This is a genomic window from Streptomyces sp. NPDC032198 (assembly GCF_040636975.1).
In the GTDB taxonomy this organism is placed as follows: domain Bacteria; phylum Actinomycetota; class Actinomycetes; order Streptomycetales; family Streptomycetaceae; genus Streptomyces.
Window position 1 is genome coordinate 317,994 of the sequence record NZ_JBEZVL010000008.1, and the last position, 18,717, is coordinate 336,710.

At 69.1% G+C, this 18,717-nt stretch carries 15 protein-coding genes and 3 pseudogenes; 8 read left to right on the plus strand and 10 right to left on the minus strand.

The genetic code is table 11. From position 1 onward, the window contains the following. Positions 1-59: 59 nt before the first annotated feature. Positions 60-1,031, minus strand: a complete 972-nt coding sequence (locus tag AB0E78_RS23220) for an SDR family NAD(P)-dependent oxidoreductase (protein WP_361835515.1) — start codon at positions 1,029-1,031, stop codon at positions 60-62. A 65-nt stretch (positions 1,032-1,096) separates the two neighbouring features. Between AB0E78_RS23220 and AB0E78_RS23225 the strand changes: the two genes are divergently transcribed. Continuing rightward, on the plus strand, positions 1,097-1,669 hold the full coding sequence (locus AB0E78_RS23225; RefSeq protein ID WP_361835517.1) for a TetR/AcrR family transcriptional regulator: 573 nt from the start codon (positions 1,097-1,099) through the stop codon (positions 1,667-1,669). A gap of 386 nt (positions 1,670-2,055) precedes the next feature. On the opposite strand, the gene AB0E78_RS23230 is transcribed toward AB0E78_RS23225, so the two are convergent. From AB0E78_RS23230 to AB0E78_RS23240, 3 genes and pseudogenes are all read right to left on the minus strand, one after another. Beyond that, the gene (locus tag AB0E78_RS23230; protein ID WP_361835520.1) at positions 2,056-3,396 is read right to left on the minus strand and encodes an FG-GAP and VCBS repeat-containing protein; all 1,341 of its coding nucleotides are present in this window, start codon (positions 3,394-3,396) and stop codon (positions 2,056-2,058) included. A 503-nt stretch (positions 3,397-3,899) separates the two neighbouring features. Next, positions 3,900-4,148, minus strand: a complete 249-nt coding sequence (locus AB0E78_RS23235; RefSeq protein WP_361835523.1) for a hypothetical protein — start codon at positions 4,146-4,148, stop codon at positions 3,900-3,902. Then, positions 4,147-4,239: pseudogene (locus AB0E78_RS23240) on the minus strand (HAD family hydrolase); the annotation flags it as partial. The gene AB0E78_RS23235 and the pseudogene AB0E78_RS23240, both read right to left, overlap by 2 nt. Before the next feature lie 524 nt (positions 4,240-4,763). Here AB0E78_RS23240 and AB0E78_RS23245 point away from each other — a divergent pair. Then, on the plus strand, positions 4,764-5,459 hold the full coding sequence (locus AB0E78_RS23245; protein WP_361835526.1) for a L,D-transpeptidase: 696 nt from the start codon (positions 4,764-4,766) through the stop codon (positions 5,457-5,459). A 405-nt stretch (positions 5,460-5,864) separates the two neighbouring features. Here the strand turns inward: AB0E78_RS23245 and AB0E78_RS23250 are convergent, their stop codons facing one another. Then, complete coding sequence (locus tag AB0E78_RS23250; RefSeq protein WP_361835529.1) at positions 5,865-6,878, minus strand: pentapeptide repeat-containing protein; 1,014 nt, start codon at positions 6,876-6,878, stop codon at positions 5,865-5,867. 245 nt (positions 6,879-7,123) lie between these two features. Between AB0E78_RS23250 and AB0E78_RS23255 the strand changes: the two genes are divergently transcribed. Together AB0E78_RS23255 and AB0E78_RS23260 are read left to right on the plus strand one after the other, a co-directional pair. Then, the gene (locus AB0E78_RS23255) at positions 7,124-7,429 is read left to right on the plus strand and encodes a DUF6247 family protein (RefSeq protein WP_361835532.1); all 306 of its coding nucleotides are present in this window, start codon (positions 7,124-7,126) and stop codon (positions 7,427-7,429) included. Next, positions 7,426-7,686 carry a hypothetical protein gene (locus tag AB0E78_RS23260; RefSeq protein ID WP_361835535.1) on the plus strand — a complete coding sequence of 87 codons (261 nt, stop codon included), beginning with the start codon at positions 7,426-7,428 and terminating at the stop codon, positions 7,684-7,686. The genes AB0E78_RS23255 and AB0E78_RS23260 overlap by 4 nt, the downstream gene beginning before the upstream one ends. Before the next feature lie 125 nt (positions 7,687-7,811). On the opposite strand, the gene AB0E78_RS23265 is transcribed toward AB0E78_RS23260, so the two are convergent. Both AB0E78_RS23265 and AB0E78_RS23270 read right to left on the minus strand, forming a co-directional pair. After that, positions 7,812-8,336 (minus strand): hypothetical protein, encoded by a 525-nt coding sequence (locus tag AB0E78_RS23265; RefSeq protein WP_361835537.1) that lies wholly within the window; start codon positions 8,334-8,336, stop codon positions 7,812-7,814. 225 nt (positions 8,337-8,561) lie between these two features. Further along, positions 8,562-11,726 (minus strand): S8 family peptidase, encoded by a 3,165-nt coding sequence (locus tag AB0E78_RS23270; protein WP_361835539.1) that lies wholly within the window; start codon positions 11,724-11,726, stop codon positions 8,562-8,564. Positions 11,727-12,444: 718 nt separating this feature from the next. Here AB0E78_RS23270 and AB0E78_RS23275 point away from each other — a divergent pair. Beyond that, positions 12,445-13,665 (plus strand): acetylhydrolase, encoded by a 1,221-nt coding sequence (locus AB0E78_RS23275; RefSeq protein ID WP_361835542.1) that lies wholly within the window; start codon positions 12,445-12,447, stop codon positions 13,663-13,665. Positions 13,666-13,853: 188 nt separating this feature from the next. On the opposite strand, the gene AB0E78_RS23280 is transcribed toward AB0E78_RS23275, so the two are convergent. Both AB0E78_RS23280 and AB0E78_RS23285 read right to left on the minus strand, forming a co-directional pair. Then, complete coding sequence (locus tag AB0E78_RS23280; RefSeq protein ID WP_361835544.1) at positions 13,854-15,062, minus strand: PP2C family protein-serine/threonine phosphatase; 1,209 nt, start codon at positions 15,060-15,062, stop codon at positions 13,854-13,856. A 286-nt stretch (positions 15,063-15,348) separates the two neighbouring features. Next, positions 15,349-16,008 (minus strand): class I SAM-dependent methyltransferase, encoded by a 660-nt coding sequence (locus AB0E78_RS23285; RefSeq protein ID WP_361835547.1) that lies wholly within the window; start codon positions 16,006-16,008, stop codon positions 15,349-15,351. A gap of 420 nt (positions 16,009-16,428) precedes the next feature. Between AB0E78_RS23285 and AB0E78_RS23290 the strand changes: the two are divergent. Then, positions 16,429-16,653: pseudogene (locus AB0E78_RS23290) on the plus strand (helix-turn-helix transcriptional regulator); the annotation flags it as partial. A gap of 245 nt (positions 16,654-16,898) precedes the next feature. Further along, positions 16,899-17,239 (plus strand): annotated as a pseudogene (locus AB0E78_RS23295) (Tn3 family transposase). A 130-nt stretch (positions 17,240-17,369) separates the two neighbouring features. Here the strand turns inward: AB0E78_RS23295 and AB0E78_RS23300 are convergent. Continuing rightward, positions 17,370-18,062 (minus strand): GntR family transcriptional regulator, encoded by a 693-nt coding sequence (locus tag AB0E78_RS23300; RefSeq protein WP_361835550.1) that lies wholly within the window; start codon positions 18,060-18,062, stop codon positions 17,370-17,372. A 98-nt stretch (positions 18,063-18,160) separates the two neighbouring features. On the opposite strand from AB0E78_RS23300, the gene AB0E78_RS23305 reads away from it, so the two are divergent. Continuing rightward, positions 18,161-18,694 carry a YbhB/YbcL family Raf kinase inhibitor-like protein gene (locus AB0E78_RS23305; RefSeq protein ID WP_361835553.1) on the plus strand — a complete coding sequence of 178 codons (534 nt, stop codon included), beginning with the start codon at positions 18,161-18,163 and terminating at the stop codon, positions 18,692-18,694. Positions 18,695-18,717: the final 23 nt, after the last annotated feature.

Genomic DNA, 18,717 nt, shown 5'->3' on the forward strand with positions numbered 1-18,717 from the left:
GCGGCCGGCTCGTCGATGCCGGGGAAGAGCGGACACGGGGACGTTGTGGCGTCGAGAGGTCAGACGCGGAGCAGGTCGGTCGAGACCGTCCAGAGGCGCTTGGCGATAGCGGGATCGAGCGCCCATTCCTTGACACCGTGCGGGTGTTGCGCGAGGTCGACGTCGTTCGGCACGGTGTAGGCCTCTTGCGCGTCATCGAGGTAGTGACCTCCGGAGTGGGCGAACTCCGGGGCGACAGCCGCGACAAGACTGGTGGCGGCGCCCTGCTGGACCGTTTTGTACGTAAAGACTCCAGCGGCCTCGGCAGCATCGAGTGACTGCTTCTGTTGTGCAGTGAAGTTCCGCTGCAGACCCGTCGCGACACCGCCGGGGTTCACAGCATTGGCGACGATACCGTCGGACGCCCACAGGCGGGTCGCCTCGACAGCGAACAGGGAGTTGGCCGTCTTCGACTGGGCGTAGGCAATCTGCGGGTCGTAGCTGCGACGCTCGAAGTGGAGGTCGTCGAAGTCGATGCCGGAACGCATGTGCGCTGTCGAACTGACCGAGACGATCCGTGCTCCGCCGCGCTCGGACGCTCCGAGGGCCAGGGCGTCGTGAAGGCCAAGGGCGAGTGCGAGGTGACCCAGATGGTTCGTCGCGAATTGCAACTCCCAGCCCTCGCCGGTTCGTTCCAGACCACCGGTGACTACGCCCGCGTTGTTGATCAACAGGTGAAGCGGGCCGCTCCACGCGTCGACGAACGGCGTGAGGGTGGTCCTGTCGGCGAGGTCGAGGCGGACGACTCGGGGGCGGATCCCTCCGGTCGATCTCTCGATCGTTTCGGCGACGGCGTCACCCGCAGCCGTGTTCCGCACGGCGAGCGTCACCTGTGCCCCGGCTGCGGTCAACGCGCGAGCCGTCTCGATCCCGATTCCGGAGGAACCTCCCGTCACGATCGCGCGGATGCCGGTGAGGTCAACGCCCCGCACCACCTCGTCCGCCGTGCTGGAGGCGGTGAAGGACGTGGAGAGGAGTTCGTGAGCCGTCATAACGGCGAGGCTATACACGCTGGACTGAACTTGTATAGCTCGTTCACCGCTCCTATGCTCGTCCCATGAGCAGTCCCGAGGCCGGCCCCTTGTCGTCGCCCATCACCGATACCGGCCGTCGGGCCACGGTTTTGGACTGCGCTCTGGCCACGTTCGCGCGATTCGGCTACCGCAAGACCTCGATGGAGGAAGTGGCGCGGGCCGCACGCATCTCCCGCCCCGGGCTCTACTTCCTCTTCTCCTCGAAGGAGGCTCTCTTCCGTGCCGCGGTAACCCAGGCCCTGGAGCGCGACATCGCAGCAGTCGGACATGTCCTGGCCGATGTCGGCCGCCCTCTTCCAGAGCGCCTCGTCGAAGCCTTCGACCGGTGGGCGGGCCGCTACGTCGGCCCACTGACGCGAGACGTCGCGGTGGTCATCGAGGACAACCCCGGCCTCCTCGGAGAGATCGCAGAGACTGCTCCGCGACGTTTCGAGGAACTGATCACACATGCGATCGCCCTCGAGTCAGGACAAGAGACGGCCGTTCCCCTCGCACAGACGATGATCAGCGTATCGATCGGCCTCAAGCATCAAGCCGCATCCCGGGAGTTCTACCTCGAGCGCCTGAAGGTCGCCGTCGAACTCATCGTGCGCTGAAGACACGCGGCAGAGCAGCGCGGGAATCCGGCCCGCCTCGGGGGCTGTGCTCTCGGATGGGCGCAGGCGCCGTCATTCTCGCCGCAGCGACGGTCCCGGGCGCCGCGGCGTGCCGCGAATGCCGTAGCCGGCCAGCCGGCGCAGATTCGCCCCCGGCCCAGGCCCCCCGACCAGCATGGTCCGGTGGGACCGGACAGAGCCGGTCCTGCCGACCAAGGCTGGTTGAGAATCCGAAAGCTCGGATGAGACCGAGTGAGAATCCGCCAAGTGCAGGGAGACAGGACACCCGCCCGTCTCAGCGCCGTGTGCCATCGGCCGCCGACTGGACATCGACCGTGAGACTGAATGCGTAGGAGCGCACCGGGTGTCGGTGAACGATCCTGTGCCTACGAACCTTGGTCCTTGCTGGGGGCGACCGGGAAGGACGCCTCGTCGCGGTCCGTGCCGTCGGTGATCCACCACCTGTCCTTGCCGAGCAGGGCCAGTTCTGCGCGGCCATCGCGGTCCCAGTCGTGGACGGCGAAGAGCGTGCCGTCGACAGGGCCGTCGTCACCCGGCACGGAGCGCTTGGTGGTGCGCCAGGGCTTCGACCCGAGACCGTGCTCAGAGCCGCCCCGCAGCATCTCAATCCGTGCGTCCCCCGTCTCCTTCTTCTTGGTGAGCTGTACGGCCAGGTCGTCGCAGCCATCACCGTTGAAGTCCCCGGCGGCGAGCCGGGTGCCAAAGCCCTCCTTGAAGTCACCGCCCTCCATCGTGACCCACTTGTCCGGCTCCTTCCCGTAGCGGACGCTGACTTGGCCGCGGCGGTGGGGTGTATCGACCTCGTCGTAGCTGTCGACGAAGCTCCGGCCGAGGGCGACGTCCCGCCGCCCGTCACCGTCGAAGTCGCCGAAGACGACGTTCTCGCCCTCCGGCAGATGCTCGGGCTTCTTGCTCAGGCCGCCGGCGGTATGGGCGCCGCCGGTGAACAGCAGGGGCGGATCGTAGGGGGAGTCGTAGAGCGCGAGATCGGTGGCGGCGTCGCCGTTCGCGTCCCCGGCGACCAGCACGGGTGACGCGCCCTCGTGGACCGGGCTGGGGATCTCCACCGTCCGGGCGGGGGCCCCGGAGCGCTTGAACGGCCCCTTGAGGACGATCAGTTCCTGTTTCTCGTTCGAGTCCCTGAAGGCCGCGAGGTCGGTGTGGCCGTCCCCGTCGAAGTCCCCGGCGATCGGCGCGGTGTTGTATCCGCTCCCCGGCAGTCGGACGCTCCCGTGCGGACCGCTGGCCTGCGGGCCCTTGGGACCTCCCCACAGGACCTGGGCGGCGCCGCTGACGATGAGGTCGGCGTGGCCGTCCTCATCCAGGTCGGCGATCGTGGGCTGCCACGGGTCGTCACCCGTCTGGATGCCGTCGGGCACACCGAGGTCCTCCTGGGTGAGGAGGGTCGTGCGGTCGTGGTCCGGACCGTGCTCGGAGCCGGGTACGACGAGCACGTCGACCTTCAACGACCGGGAAATCTCGTGCACCAGATCGACAAAGCCATCCCCGTCGAGATCGGGGGCCGCGGGCACGTCCTTGCGCGCCGAATCGGCTGGTCGGCAGGGGCTGTTGGGCACCGCGCGCACGCCGTCGGACGGGAGAAGGATGAGGCACGCCACCACTGCTACTCCTACGAGGAAGGCCAGTACGGCGTGCCACATACGCAGGTGGCGGACGAACGGACCGCCTGCTGTCGGAAAGTGCATCAGCCCACTTCACGGGCGTGGACTGGGGCCGCACAAGGAAGCAGATCATTTTGTTACGGGGGTGATGCACGACGGTCCTGCCCCCCCGTGAACGAGGACGACCTCAGGGCAGCGCGGCGTGTGAGCGACACCAGGCAGAGGCCCACCCGAGCTGGTCTCCAACATCCCGTCTTCGTGGGTGTCGCCATCTCGGGTGGTGTGCTGGCACTCACCGCACAGGTATGGAGCCAGAGGGGCAGTCACAGGGATCTCCGCTCGATGCAGAGGGAGCAGGCGGCCGCTCGCCATGAGCTCACTTTCGAGCGGCCGCCTCTTCCCGCTGCGGCCAGTCCGACGTAGCCGCGGCGGGTGCTGGGGATGGCGGCGGACGTATCCGGCCCGCTTGGCGCCCTTCTCGTGCAGGGTGACGGCCGCACCACCCGCAGAGATGGAGAGCTTGACGAAGGTGGTGGTGGGGTGCCCCTGTTTGATCAGCTGGTCGCAGGGCCGGCAGAACCGTCCGGTCACCGCCGTGCCGCCTTCAGGATCTGCCGCAGGGCAGTAGTGGTGCGGCAGCGCGCAGGCTCGTCCGCGCATTGCTCGCATGTCTGGGTGTGGTCGAGCTGCGCCCGGCATACGTGCAGAAGGACACAGGGGCGGCACCCGTGGGGGAACCAGTGAGCGGAGCTGCCGTGGGCGTCCACGGCGCGCTCGCCGAAGTTCGCGGCTGTCGTGTTGGAGAGGGCGGTCAGTTCGAACGCTCTCTCCGTCATGGGCGGCGCGCAGCCCCGCCGCCCGTGCTGGCAGCACGTCGTTTCGGGGATGGTCGCCGACGTCCAGGGTCTCTTCGGCCGGGTCGCCGGCAGTAACGGTCGTCCCGTACGAGGGTCTCGCCTACGTCGAATGCGATGGTGCGGATCACGCGGCGACCCTGATGGACACGACGAAAGGCCCCCCTCCCGCCCGAAGGCGAGAGGGCGGGAGGGCGATTTCAGTCCGGCGGACCGGACCACCTCCTGGTCGCAGCGGTGGTCGGTCGACGGCCACCGGGAGGACGTCTACGCAGAGCCCGCCTTGCTGGCCGTCAGTGCGTAACGGGTACGCGTGGTGTGCTGGGCGCTCGTGCCGTCGTGATAGGTGATCGTCGCGGTGGCCTGCCGGCCGGCCGCCGACGTGGACGCGCAGAACGTCGGCGCTGCCGAACGCGCCCCTGGCCCGCGGAGCCTCGGCGAGGTGCTCGATGGTCGTGAAGACCTGCCGTACCCCGGCGGCAAATCGCCCTCTGTTACACACCTGTGCCGATTCGCCCTACAACGAACCCCGCGGCCGCGTCGTCTAGCAGGTGGGATCCGAGCCGCGGACCAATGACGAACGAGGAGTGGGCAGCAATGGGGGACATACGCAGACGAGGAGCTGTGGCGCTGGGGATCACCGTGCTGGTGGCACCGCTCACGGTGGCGCTCGGCACGGGCAGCGCTCAGGCCGCGTCGTGCTCGACGCAGACCGGGCCCTACCAGCAGCAGGTCGAGAAGTTCCTCGGCCGCCCGGTGGACGGCAAGCAGTCGGCAGCTGACTGCAAGGTCATCAAGGCCTTCCAGACCAAGCACAACATCACCCCGAACGCCGGGTACGCGGGCAGCGTCACCTGGGGCGTCATGAACCTCATGAACAAGCAGAAGGCGGTGGGCAACAACCCCAACAAGGCGGGTAAGTGCCCGACGAACAAGGGGCGCATCGCCTGTGTCGACCTGACCCTCCAGCTCAGCTGGATCCAGGACGGCAAGAACCTCAAGTACGGCCCGATCGCGGTGCGCACAGGCCGCAACGGCCACGAGACCCGCACGGGCCTGAAGAAGGTCTACTGGCGCGACATCGACCACGTGTCGAGCATCTACCACGTGCCGATGCCGTACAGCCAGTTCTTCGACGGCGGCCAGGCGTTCCATTCGGTCGGCATCAGCGTCTGGTCCCCGCCGGGCTCCCACGGCTGCGTCAACATGACGAAGAAGGACGCCGTGAAGTACTGGAACATGCTGCGCAAGGGCGACGACGTCTTCGTCTACGGCCGCAAGCCGGGCACCTGATCCGCCATCCGCCGGTTTCGCGGACCGACGGCCCGAGCGAGGGGCGCCGCCGAATGAAGCGGCGCCCTCTTGAAGTGGCTGAGCGGAGAGCTCGCCGATGTCGTCCCCCGGAGCTTGTGCTGGTCGTGGGCGGCTGTTGCGAAGGAGATCGTCCGGCAGGGGTGGGCTTCTGAAGGCTTCCGTGGTCCGCGACTGCGGAAGCCCCCGCCCTACTGACCGAGCACCTGCGCCAAACGGTCGGCGCCGCCCCGGCCTCCCTGCTGGGGCTGCGCGATCGGGCCATCGGCACCCTGGCGTTCGCGGAGACCGATGGAGGCCCGGATCTACCGTCGTGGAGGGCTACTTCGAGGCCGGGGAAGGCTGGGAGGGGAACGCGATGAACGGGCGCGTCGTTCGGAGCGGCGGTCAGGGCGCCGGCGGCAGCCACGCATCTGGCAGGCTCAGGCCGGGCGGCAGCGGCCCGCCCCCCTGTACCAGGTCGATCGGCGCGAGGCCGGTCGCCGCGGTGAAGTCGAGCGTGGCACCGGTGAATCGGGCGCCGCAAAAGTCGACCGTACCCCCCGAGAACGTGGCGCCGAAGTCGACTCTTCCACCGCGGAACACCGCTTGGCTGAAGATGACCGTGCCGCCCGAGAACGCTGCGCCGCCGAACGAGACAGTGCCGCCGGAGAAGCACGCATCGACAAAGGAGCACGTGCCGTCGGAGAACCGCGCGTCGCGGAAGGAGACCGTGGCCCCGGGGGCGAACACCGCGCCGGTGAAGTCTCCGCCGTCGAAGACAACGCCGGTGAAGTCGAGGTCGTACCCCTGCCAGGAGACGGAAGTTTCCTCGGGGTCGACCGACGTGCGGTCCCGGATGAGGCGGATGATGGTGTGCCGCACCTCGCGCAGCGCCAGGTAAGCGTGCCGGGCGGCAGCGTCGTCCGGCGGCAGGTCGGCCTCAGCGCTGTAGGGCAGGCGCAGATACGCGCACAGCACGTCGATGCACGTCTGGCGCAGCAGGTCGGTGGGTGCGTCGTCGGCGAGCCCGGCCAGCGCGTGCACCCCGCCCAGGCGCACCGCGGCGGACTCGTCGCCGATCTGGGAGACGGCGGTGGTGAAGCGTTCGGTGTGCAGCCGCGTCGCCTCGCGCAGCGCACCGTCCTCGTCCACCCGTTGACGCCGGTAGGCCACCACCAGGGCGACCAGCGCACCGGCCCCGGCCACCACCCCGAACGCCAGCTTCACCAGGTCGAACAGCGTCGAGGCGTCCAGGCGTCGCTGGGTCTTCAGGCCGCGGGCGCCGAGCAGGTCCCACCCGGCGAAGAACACCCCGACCGCGATGCCGACCGTAGTGATGAAGGTCAGGGACAGGACGAGGCCGACCGGCCATAGGCGCAGGCCACGGGACTTCGGGCGGCGTATCAGTTGAGGGATCACACCGAAGGATCTCTTAGGACTCCCACCGGCTGCAGCCCGTCAACTCATCGCATCTCGTCCCAACGCTCGACACTCGACGCCCGACGCAGACCGTAAAGCGATCGTGGCAAACCCCGGCACCTGCGCAGGAGGCCCGACTCCGTGTCACCGCTGACGGATCAGTAGAAGAGATCTACCCATGCCCGCACCCACGATCACGCCGCGCGCGTACCGTGACGGTAGGGACCCGCAAGGAGGATCAGCCGATGAGCGCGCAGCCCGACCATGCCCCCGGCACGCCGTACGCCCCCGCCCCGGGAGCTCCGGCCGAACTCCTCGCACAGCTGCGCGCCGACCGGCGCGCCGCACAGTGGGTGCCGGCCTTCGAGCGGGACTGGGCGGCGGCCCTGGAGGAGTCGCGCCGGACGTTCTCCCTGGCCGGGCTGTACGAGGTCGTCCAGGAATGGCAAGGCCGCCTGGCCCACGCCCCGGCGGTCGACGCGTTCGTCGCCTCCGGCTACGACGACAGCCCATCCATCGGCATGGCGGAGCTGCGGGGCAGACGCCGGTGACCGCACAGTCGTACGCGGTCCGCTTCTCCCCGTCGGCCGCGAAGGTCGTCGGCATCCTGCCTGAACACGCCGAAGACACGGTGTGGGACGTCCTGGACGCCGCCGCGGCAGACCCCTGGGGCTTTGGCCAGTGGAACGCGGAGGACCCTGAAGGCGAGGACGTGCGGTACGCGTCCGTCGGCCGGCTGTCCCTCACCTACTGGGTGAACAGGCCCCTGCGCCGCCTGACCGTCCTGAACATCGTCTGGCTCGGATAGCCACCCGGCGACAACGCCCTGACCCCGGCATCCCCCCAGCGGGGGCAGAAGCCAGATGTTCCGCATCGTCGCCACGGCCGTATCCGCCGACAGCCGCCCGCCGGGCACTGCCCGCGGCCCGCAGGTCAGCCTTGTTCTTGTTCGGCGGCCATGGAGTCGAAGGTCTCCCGCATCAGTTGATCGATGACTCCGGGCCGTCCGGCCAGGGAATCGAAGAGGTCGGCCAGGAGCCACAACACGAAGCCGTGTACGAGAGCCTCCTCCGGCGGGATCTGCCCGAAGCGGTCGCGCCACTCCACGGTGTCCATGCCCATCGCAGCGGCCATGAGGACGCCGGTGGCCATGGGCACCTGAGCCGGGTCGGCCGTCTCGAACGTGGGGAGTCTGCGGATCACGGCGGGGATCAGATCGCTGAGCGGATCAAGCCGATCCTCGCTACCGGACTGTTCGGCGATCAGGTATCCGGTCAGCACGCCCACCAGGAAGACCGTGCCCCGGGACACCTCCTCACGCCCGTACGCGTCCACCGCGGCCGTGACGCGCTGCTGCGCCTCCTGGCGGTCCTCAGCGGAAGTCTGTTTGTCCAGGACCCGGTATGCGGCCCACGCCGCACGGATCGCCTCATCCACGACTACGCCGTCACTCGTCATGGAACAAACCGTAGGCGAGGAAACGCGCTGCCCGAGAACTCCGTCAAGGAAATCGCCACGCCTCGCGCGTGGCATGAGACAACGGTCCGCGCAGCTCACGCACCTGCAACACGCGTGAGCTTCCTCAAGGCGAAACCAACAAAAGGAGGCCGGGCCACGGGAAGCGTTCCCGTGGCCCGGCCTCATGACGTGGCCGCTGGGCCTGTCATCGTCGCGGACGCCTCGTCACGGAGCGAGCCGGTACGCGTTCGTGATCGTCTCCGTCACGGTGTTGCCGCTCGTGTCCTTCACATACACGCGGTACGACACGGGCTTGGCCGCTGCGGGGTGCTTGACGCTCGCGGTGTGCGCCCCGCTGGTGTCGGTCGTGACGGGGGCCGACTTCCATGTGCTGCCGCCGTCGTAGGAGACCTTGACGGTCAAGGCGGCGATCTTGCCGGGTCCGGCTGCCGCGCCGGCCACCTTCAGCGGCACCTTGAACGTGCTGCCTGCCGGGGCCGTGCCGTTCAGCGCCAGTTTCGGCGCGAGGCGGACGGTGGACAGGGGCAGCGTGGTGGGCGGGGCGTCGGGCGTCTTCGCCGACTTGAACGTCCAGGCCGCGGCCACCTTGGTGCTGGTGGTGGCGACCGTGGCCGCGCGGGTGGCCTCCATGGTCAGGCGGTAGGAGGCGGAGGCGGCCGGGAGATCGGCGTTGACCGCGCCGGGACCCCCCTCGGCGATGGTGCGGCCGCCCGACTCCAGCCGGGTGAAGCCGCCGGTCGTCACGGAGCTGCCCGCATGCCCCGCGCCGTCGCTGAAGAGCTGGACGTAGGCGTCCATGGAGTTGCCCGCCCGGCGCGCGCCCTGCCCGTCATCGGCGTTCAGGTCGGGGCCGACGACACCGGTGTTGAAGTTCAGCGTGTAGCGCTTCCCCGCCTTGTACGCGACCGCGTCGGTGCCGTAGTCGATGGTGGAAGCCCCCGCGCCGTCGAGCTGCGCCATGGACCAACTCCAGCGCAGATCATTGGTGTTGACATAGCTCGTCCCGGAGGTCGGGAGCTTGAGCTCCGTCAGCGGCTGCAGAGGCGGGTTGTAGTCGTTCGTCCCGATCGGTGTGGCGGACAGCGTGCCCTTGCGCCCCGCGGCGGAGGAACCGACGCCGTATTTCACCTCGGCGAGTTCGGCCTTGGTAGCGGCGTGCTTCAGGCCCGAGAACCAGCTGCCGCTACGGCTGAAGCCCAGCCGGTAGTCGACCTTCCGCGCCGCCGTCCTCGAGGCCTTCCAGACGCCGTTGTACTGGGCGTTCAAGGTGGGAGATGCGGCGCCAAGGCCGAGGGTGCGGATGACGGTGTCCCCGCCCAGGCTCCAGCTGCTCGCGATGCCCAGTGCCGCATCGTCGTAGCTGATGTCCGACGTCGTGAGACGCGCGCCGGCGTCCGGGGTGGTCACGGCGACCGGCTTGGCCTTGCGGGAGTCCAGCGTGACCGTCGCCTTCGCGGCGACCTTCAGCTTCGGCTGGACGAAGACCGCGAAGCTCTTCGTCGGGCCGTAGACGGAACTCTCCAGCGCATACGTGCCCTTCGGCACCCGCAGGGTGACCGGCCCCTCCCGGTAGGGGACCTCGATCTTCCGCTGCGTGCGGTCGGTGAGCGTGGTGGTGTAGTTGGACGAGTCCTTGCCGTTGACGTCCAGGTGGTCGACCGTGAGGTCATAGGACTCGACCTCACGGTCGACCACCAGGCCGGTGCGCACTTCCTGGCCGTCGCCGGCGGCCAGCAGCGTCCCGCCGTAGATGCCGTCGGAGGTGCCGAGCGTGGTGTCGGCGGTGACGGTGGTCTTCGCGGTGCCGCTCGCCGGGACGGTGAGTTTGGCGTCCTTGACGGTGAACATCTTGGCCGGCCCCGGGCGGCCCTTGGGGTCCAGGGCGGCGGCGGAGAGCGTCAGGGTGACGGGCTTGGTGCCGAGGTTGCGGTAGGTGACGGTCTTGGCGACCGGCTTGTCGTCGGTGTGCGGCCAGGCCTGCGTGCCGAAGGCAACTGTGCCGGGCTCAGGGAAGACGGACGCGGTGACGGCGCGCGTCAGGTCGACGCGGCCCGCCCCCTGCTGATGGGCGTTGAGTGTGGGGTTGGGCTCGGCGGAGCCGGTCAGCGCGGCCTTGAGCTGCGGGCCGGTCCACTTCGGGTGCTGCTGGAGGAGCAGGGCGGCGGAACCGGCCACGTGCGGCGTCGCCATCGAGGTGCCCGACATGGCGACGTAGGGGTCGCTCTCGGAATCGCCGGGGATCTGCGTGGAGCGTGCGGCCGTGATGTCGTCGCCGGGCGCGGTGAGGTCGGGCTTGGCGACCCCATCGGCCTGCGGGCCCCGGCTGGAGGTCTCCGCGATGTTGTCCTGCTTGTCGACGGAGCCGACGGTCAGGGCGGCGGGGGCGCTGCCGGGCGAGTTCAACGTACCGGCCTCGGGGCCGTCGTTGCCCGCCGCGATGACGAACAGCGCCTTGCCGGAGAGCCGTGCGACGGCTTCCTCCAGCGGGTCGGTCCCCGGCGAATCGAGGCTGCCGAGACTCAGATTGACGATCTTGGCGTCGCTGTCGACCGCCCACTGCATGCCCGCGGCGATGCTGGACTCGGTCCCCGTGCCCTCCACTTCGGAGATGACCTTGCCGTCCAGGACCTGTACGTCGGGCGCCACACCCTTGTACTTGCCGCCCGACTTGGCCCCGGAGCCCGCGAGGGTCGAGGCGACGTGCGTGCCATGGCCCATGCGGTCCTTGGCGTCGGGCGCGGACTCGGTGAAGTTCTTCTCGGCGACCTCGACACCCTTGAGGTCCGGGTGCGTCTGGTCGACGCCGGTATCCAGGACGGCGACCTTGACGCCCTTGCCGGTGTATCCGGCCGCCCACATGGTGGGGGCGCCGATCTGCGGCACGCTCTTGTCGAGAGAGGGACGGACCGTGGCGTCCAGCCAGACGTGCGCGATGGCCGGGGCCGCGGTGGACCGCGCGTTCGTACGGCCGCCCGTCCCGCCGGTGAGCTTCGTCCAGACGTCCTCTGCGCCGGACTTGGGCGCGTCGAACGCCTCGCCGCCGATGGCGGGCAGCGTACGGCGGTCGCGGGCCAGGCCGTGGAAGGTGTCGTCCGTGCGGCTGTTGACGCGTCCGGGCCGGTACTTGACGATCAGCGGCAGCGAGGTGCGGTGGGCGTCGTCGTACTTGTCCCCGACGAGCCGTGTGACGTCGAAGAGCCGCCGGTCCAGCCTGCCCGCGCTGATCAGTGACTGGGCATCCTGCGGCACGACGTAGGTGTGCCCGGCCTCGCGCCGTACCGCGATCGCGACCTTCTCGCGCCCCTCGCCGCGGATCAGCCGGACGACCTGCTTGCCTCCTGCCCGGACGACCACACGGTCGCCGGTCACCAACGTGACGGTCGCCGTCTTCCCGCCTTGCGCTGCCCGACCGGTCGTGGTCTCCCCACCGGGACGTATGCCCGCGCTATGGTCAGGCCCTGGATCTGGCCTGGAGTCGGCCGAGGCCACCCCCGCGACCAGTGCACCGGACATCACGGCGGCTATCGCCGCCGTCCCCACCCTTGATATGACTGCCACCCGATTTTGCCTGTCTCTGAGCGTGCCTGACGTGGTCGCCCGTAACACGTGATCTTTGAGGTGTTTGGTTCTGGGGAGACGGAAGATGTGCTGGAGATATCTTTTGGAATGGCGGGTGACGTCCTACCAGAGACGATCAAGTCCCGCTAAATAAGGGCATTTGCCATGCTCGCTTTACCTCTGGGCGAGGAGAGCGACGGTGCAGCGCAGCAGAACTCCGTGAGAGCGGCTGCGCCCTCACGGCAGAGCTTCGGCAGGGCGTCCGTCTCTTGGCGGCTGGTGGTCGAAATGCGCTGGTGGAGCTGATGGGCGAACGCCTTCACCATCAGCCCGGGGTACTCGGGGTGGGCTCTTGGCCGGGTGACTCTGCCGTCCGGGTCAGCCCTGGGGTGTAAGCCCGCGGGTGGAATCGATTGGCGTGTGTGTGATCGGTGGGCCGATGCTGCGGGGGTGGGGCAGGTGACAGCGTCGTCCTGTGTCCGCGGTCTGGCCGCAGGGCAGTTGACGACCCGTCACCAGGGGAGGGCCCATGACCAACACTACGTTCACCGGCCGAACGGGCATGACGCGCCGCCACATGATGGGAGCTGCGCTGGCCGCCGGGGTGGCGGTGCCGCTCGCCCGCGTTGCTGGCTCCGCATGGGCAGGCCCGGTCGTCGCTGACGTGGCCGCGAGGCGGCTGACGCTGCCCGCGCCGAGGGGGCCGTACCCGGTGGGCACGGTCCAACTGCACCTGGTCGACCGGTCGCGTCCGGACCCTGTCGCGGGTCCCGGGCACTTCCGTGAGCTGATGGCCACCATCTGGTATCCCGCCCGGGATGTCCGGCGCTACCCGGTGGCGCCCTGGATGCCGGCCGACGTGCTTCAGGCGTTCCTCGCCGACGCCGGGTTGAGCGATCTGACCTCGCGGGGGCCGCTGACGGCCGGCCGTGTGGGTGCTCCGGTGCGTCGAACGGGGCGGCGGCTGCCCGTCGTTGTGTTTTCGCACGGCGCGCACAGCCACCAGGGCGATCACACCATCGTGGTCCAGGAGCTGGCCAGCCACGGATATGCGGTGGTGACGGTGGCTCACCAGTACGACACCTACACCCAGTTCCCCGACGGGCGGATCGCCGTCCCGCTCCAGGATGGGCAGGCGCCGACGCTGCCCGGGGACTTCGCCGCCGACCTGCGCTTCGTCCTGGACTGCGTCGAGCAGCTGGCCGCCGACCGCAATCCTGATGCCGGCCGCAGAAGGCTGCCGGCCGGGCTGCTGGGCTCCTTCGACGCGCGGCGCATCGGCGTGTTCGGGTGGTCCAAGGGTGGGACGGCCACCGCCTGCGCCATGCTCGCGGACCAGCGGATCCGGGCCGGGCTGAGCCTGGACGGGCCGATGCAGATGAGGCCGCCACTGGCCGGCGACCTGGAGCGGCCGTTCATGATGATGTCCGCCGAGTTCACCCGGGAGAGTGTTCCCGCGGTCGCCGCATTCTGGTCGCACCTGCGCGGCCGGCGGCTGAACATTGAGGCCCGGGGTGCCGCCCACGTCTCCTACGGCGACAACGAGGCGCTGTTCCCCCAGGTGGCGAAGCTGTATGGATGGAGCGAGCAGCAGCTCCAGGACGTGATCGGCACCCTCGATCCCGAACAGGCGGTGCAGATCCAGCAGGCTTATCCACTCGCGTTCTTCGATGAGCACCTGCGCCGCCGTCGGGGGCACCTGCTCGACGGACCGTCCCCGGCCTTCCCGGCGGTGACGTTCCTTCCGTGAGGACGCACGCGGGATGGCAGCACCGGTCCCATCCCGCAGTCGGGAGCGCGCGCCGCCGAAGTCGGGAAGCTGACCTGGACCACGCCACCCGCACCGCAGTATCCGGCCCGCCGATAGGCGCGCAGCGGAGAGGAGGTCTGTCCGCAGTCGCGGCCGGCTCGGCGCAACTGCGGAGCCAGCGCGGCAACTCAAGGGTGAACAGGGCGCGGCACGGGCTCACGGTCACTGTGCACAGCGGCACCGTGCCAGTCCAGGATGAGGATGGTGGCGTCGTCCTTGAGGTTGCCCCGGCAGGCATCCAACACTGCTGTCGTCAGGGTGCGCACGGCTTCCCTGGGATGCGCGGCACGGGAGTCGCGCACGAGAGAAGCCAGATCGGCATCTGCGGCACCGCGCTCCTGCATGCCGTCAGTGAGGAGGACGAGGCGGTCGCCGGGGCGCAGCTGAAGCTTCTGCAGTCGGTACGAGTTGGGTGCCGCCACACCGAATGGCAGGTTGACTTCAAGTTTGATCTCCTGGGTTTCGGTGTCGCCGTCCCGTAGGAGCAGCGGCCAGGGGTGTCCTGCATTGACCAGTTCGCAGGCGCCCGTCTCCAGACGAATGCAGAGCAGTTGTCCGGTGGCCAGTCCATGACCGTGGGCCAGCAGAGCCTCGTGGGCGCTACGTGCCTGAGCGAGGGCGTCGCAGCCAGTTCGGCGGGCGCCGCGCAAGGCACCGGTAACCAACGTGGCCAGCAGGGCGGAGTCGGTGTCGTGGCCCATGGCATCGGTGATGGACAGGTGCAGCGTCTCCCGATCGAGCGTGTAGTCGTACGTGTCACCACCAATGTCGTCGGCCGGGACCAGTCCGGCCGCCAACGTGAACTGCGGGGCCTCGCAGCACGAGGCAGAAGGCAGCAGCTGGTGCTGGATTTCTGCGGCCAGGCTGGTCCGGGTGGTGCGCCGGCCTGCCTGGTACAAGTCGGTGAAGCGGCGGTCGGTGACGATTATGTAGGCCAGCGCATGGGCCGCTTCACTGATCTGCTTGAGCACGGTGTCGTCGGCGTACTGGAGCGTCACCTCCAGCACACCGATGCAGTCACCGCGATTGGTCACGGGTGAGATCACGAGCCGTCCGCCCTGACCATCCGATTCCACATGCTGTCGCTGGCTGCGCAGAACTGTGTCGTAGACGCTGCCCTGCAAGTCGCTCCGCTGCGCAGCTTCCGTCCACTCTCCCTCGTCTGGCGCGCTCAGACGCAGTAGCCGCTGCCCCATGAGATCGGCGAACAGGAATGACACGCGCTCCGCCCCGAAGCGCTTGCGCAGGTCGTGCGCGATGACGCTGACGGACTCCCCGGGCGGCGCGGACTCCGCTGCGGCCAGAAGCTCGCCCAGCTCCAGATCTCTGCCATCCATGGCAACCTCCCATCGGCTGTCGCCACTTATGCCCAAGGATCCGCATCTCTCACCTGGCAGATCCGTCGCGCCTGGTCACAGCGCTCATCCTTCTGGCCGATCCTTGGCGTGGGAGTGCCCGGCCGACGACCAACAGCACATGTGTTCTGACTGCCGGGGCGGTCACGCCGGTCAACTCCTGCCAAGGACGCAGGAATGAGGCGAAGGACGCGCAGCTGCCTCCGGCCGTGCTGCGGGAAGTGGGACGGCATTCTGAAACGATCAGTTGAAGCTCCGGGCCCCTCACCTAGCGGTGCGCGAGCAGTACTCCGCCGAGCTTGCGCGCCGCCGCCGTGAGTGTGGGGTGGGCATCGAGGGTGAAGCCGGCCTCGTCGAGCCAGGCAGCGACTTGGCTCGGCTGGCGGCGACGGACGTAGGACTCGGGCCAGGGCTCGCCGTTCTCCTTTGGCGCAGGTGGTGAGGCATCGCCGACGTGAAAACCCAGCAGCAGCAGACCGCCGGGTCGCAGCACCCGACGGAAGCCGGCAAGGACGGTGCCGATCGCTTCATCGGGGACGTGGATGATCGAGTACCAGGCGATCAGGGCAGCCAACGAGCCCTCTGCAAGATCGAGGTGTGTCATGGACCCCACCTCGAACCGCAGACCGGGATGCTCACGCCGCGCCTCCTCGATCATCCGGGGCGACAGATCGATACCGAAGGCGTCCACGCCGAGCTCCCTCAGGTGGGCGGTGATCCTCCCAGGGCCGCACCCCACGTCCGCGACGGGCCCGCCGCCGTGCGCCCGCACCTGCTCGGCGAACAGCGCCATGACCTCCTGCTCGGGCGGCAGTTCGGCCAACAGGTTGCGCGTCTCGTCCGCGTAGCTGGTGGCATCGGCATCGTAGGACGCCCGCGTGTCCGCCAACCACCTCTCGGCTTCTGGGCCTTCCCGTCCGGTGCTCACACCTGCAGGCTAGCCCAGTAGCCGCTCGCCGCATCAGGTCAGCTTGACGGTGTCGCGCCGTCAACTCTGTGCGACGCGACACGGAGCGCATGGGACTTCGTACTGCCAGACGGCGTCGTCGAGGCGGAGGCGCTGTTCGCCGAGTCTCTGCTGCTCCAGCGGGCCGCTGCGGCGTCGCAGCTACATCAGTCCGTCGCAGCTACATCAGCCCGTCGCTCCTCCCAGCCCCGCGGTCCAGCCGTGAAGACACCCCGCAATCGACAGTGAACCTGCAACAAGCGCTCCGTGAACGGAAGCGGCGAGTGTCGGATGCCCCGAACTGGGCCTCGGTGGAGAGGCGTTGAGGCATCTGCCTGCCCGCCGAATCTCTAGGCAGGCCATATATAGGCTATGTAGAGGACGAGTATGGTGATGATGCGGATGACCCTGCAGACCCAACTGGTTCTGCGGGCTTTGCTGGAGGATCCCGCGAAGCAGCGCTATGGCCTGGAGCTGTGTGAGCTGGCGGGACTGCCATCGGGCACGATCTACCCGATCCTGGCCCGGTTGGAACAGGCCGGTTGGGTGCTGAGCAGTTGGGAGGACCCGTCCGTGCACGAGGAGGCCGGCCGGCCTCGGCGGCGCTTCTACCGGATCACCCGCGATGGCGCCGAACAGGCTTGCGAGGCCTTGGCGCGCGCCTACCGCTCCCGCGGGCAACCGCTGCCGGGCTGGGCTGTGGCCCCTCCGGCCACCGAGGGGGAGTGCCATGAGCGGTGCGTGGTGACGTACATGGCGCGGCAGGGGAGCGGACGACTACCTCTCCTGCCAGGCCCTGGTGGGCAAGGTTCGCGCCCGCCAAACGGATGCGGACGTGGCACAGCTGAAGCGGGCCTATTGCGAAGCCGCTCATCTCGGTCGCCACCAGGGAGGCGGTCCCGAAGTCGGTGCTGTGGCGCCGACTGCTGCTGGTGCTGTTCGCGCTGGGCACGAACTGGGGCTTCAATCGGGGCGCGGTCACCGGCGGGCACGGCGGGAGCGAGTCCGTCCTGCGCCGGGTACGGAACCTGTTCGTCAACCGGTCCCAGCTGCGCGCCGCGTTGGTGTGCCTGGTCAATGCCACCTTCGCCACCCGCGATGCGGCGTGGTGGGGGAGGGCACCGCCTGCGCGAGCGACTCCAAGAAGTTCGGCTCCTGGTCCAGTAACTTCATGACCGAGTGGCACCAGCGCTACCGCGGGCCCGGGGTCTGAGAAGTGGCTGAAGCGGCTCACCGACGGCGACCGGCGAGCGTTGCCCCCACCGTTATGGACACACGAGAGCCCCTACGCCGGTTCGAGCGGGACATGAACTCCACCTCGACCTCGCTGTTGTGGCGCGAGCCTAAGTGGCCTGGCCTGAATCGTCGGTCAGAGCAGCCGCGGTCAAGGTGAGGTGCTGGACCAGGACCGCGGCCGCGGTGTCGGCGTCGCGGGCCAGCACCGCCTCCTCCAGCCTGCGGTGTTCCTCGGCGCCGTCCCGGTCGGGGTTGCGGTGCGCCGACCAACGGCGGGTCAGCTCACTCGCGGTCCACAGCCGGTCGAAGGTCTCCAGCAGCTCGCGGTTGCCACACCCCTCCAGCAACGTGCGGTGGAAGGCTCTGTGAGCTTCGGCCCACGCGGCGGTGTAGTACTCGCCCTCCTCCGGCGCGTATGCCGGAGTGCGAACCAGACGATGGTGGGCGGCCCGCACGCGCGCTTCCCAGTCGACGTCGCCGCGCTCGATGGACATGCGCAGTACGACCGGTTCGACGGTCCGGCGGGCTTCCGCGATCTCCTGCCAGCGCCGGTCGGAGAAGGGCGGGACGGCGAAACCGCGGTTGGGCAGCCGGTCGGCGAGCCCCTCGCCGACCACTCGCACGAGCGCCTCGCGCACCACGGCCAGGCTCACGCCCTGTTCCTTGGCCAGGTCCTGCGGCTTGAGAGGGGCGCCAGGGGGGTGGTCCCCGCGCATGATCGCGTTTCGTAGGTGTGCGTAGACCTGCTCGGAAAGCATCTGCTTCCCCGGCGGGGTCGAGGAGGGCGCCGTCTGAGTCATGAGCCCATCCTAGACGATCCCCTGGATAATCGATTATTCATGTTACTGTCGATTCAGTAGCCGACCAGGACACCTTCGTCCGGAAAGGAACGACCGCTATGCCTGCCAACGACCCCTTCGCCCGCCTCCCCCAGGCGGCCTCGTTCACCGTCACCAGCACCACCGTCACCGACGGCGCCGCGTGGCCGCCCGAGCAGCACTCCTCCAGCCTGCCCGGCGGGAAGGACGCCTCCCCGCAGCTGTCCTGGAGCGGCGCCCCGGACGGCACCAAGAGCTATGCCGTCACCGTCTACGACCCCGACGCCCCCACCGGGTCCGGTTTCTGGCACTGGGCGGTCGCCGACATCCCCGCCACGGTCACCGCGCTGCCCGAGGGCGTCGGCGACGACACCGGCTCACAACTGCCCAAAGGTGCCTACCAGTTGCCCAACGACGCCCGCGTGGCCCGCTACATCGGCGCCGCACCGCCGGCCGGACACGGCCCGCACCGATACTTCGTCGTCGTGCACGCCCTCGACATCCCCTCGACAGGCGTCCCGGCCGACGCCACACCGGCCGTCCTCGGCTTCACCATGGCCGGTCACACCCTGGGACGCGCGGTGTTGACCGCCACCGCCGAAACACCCGCCTGACACAGCGCCACCCGACTCCCGGA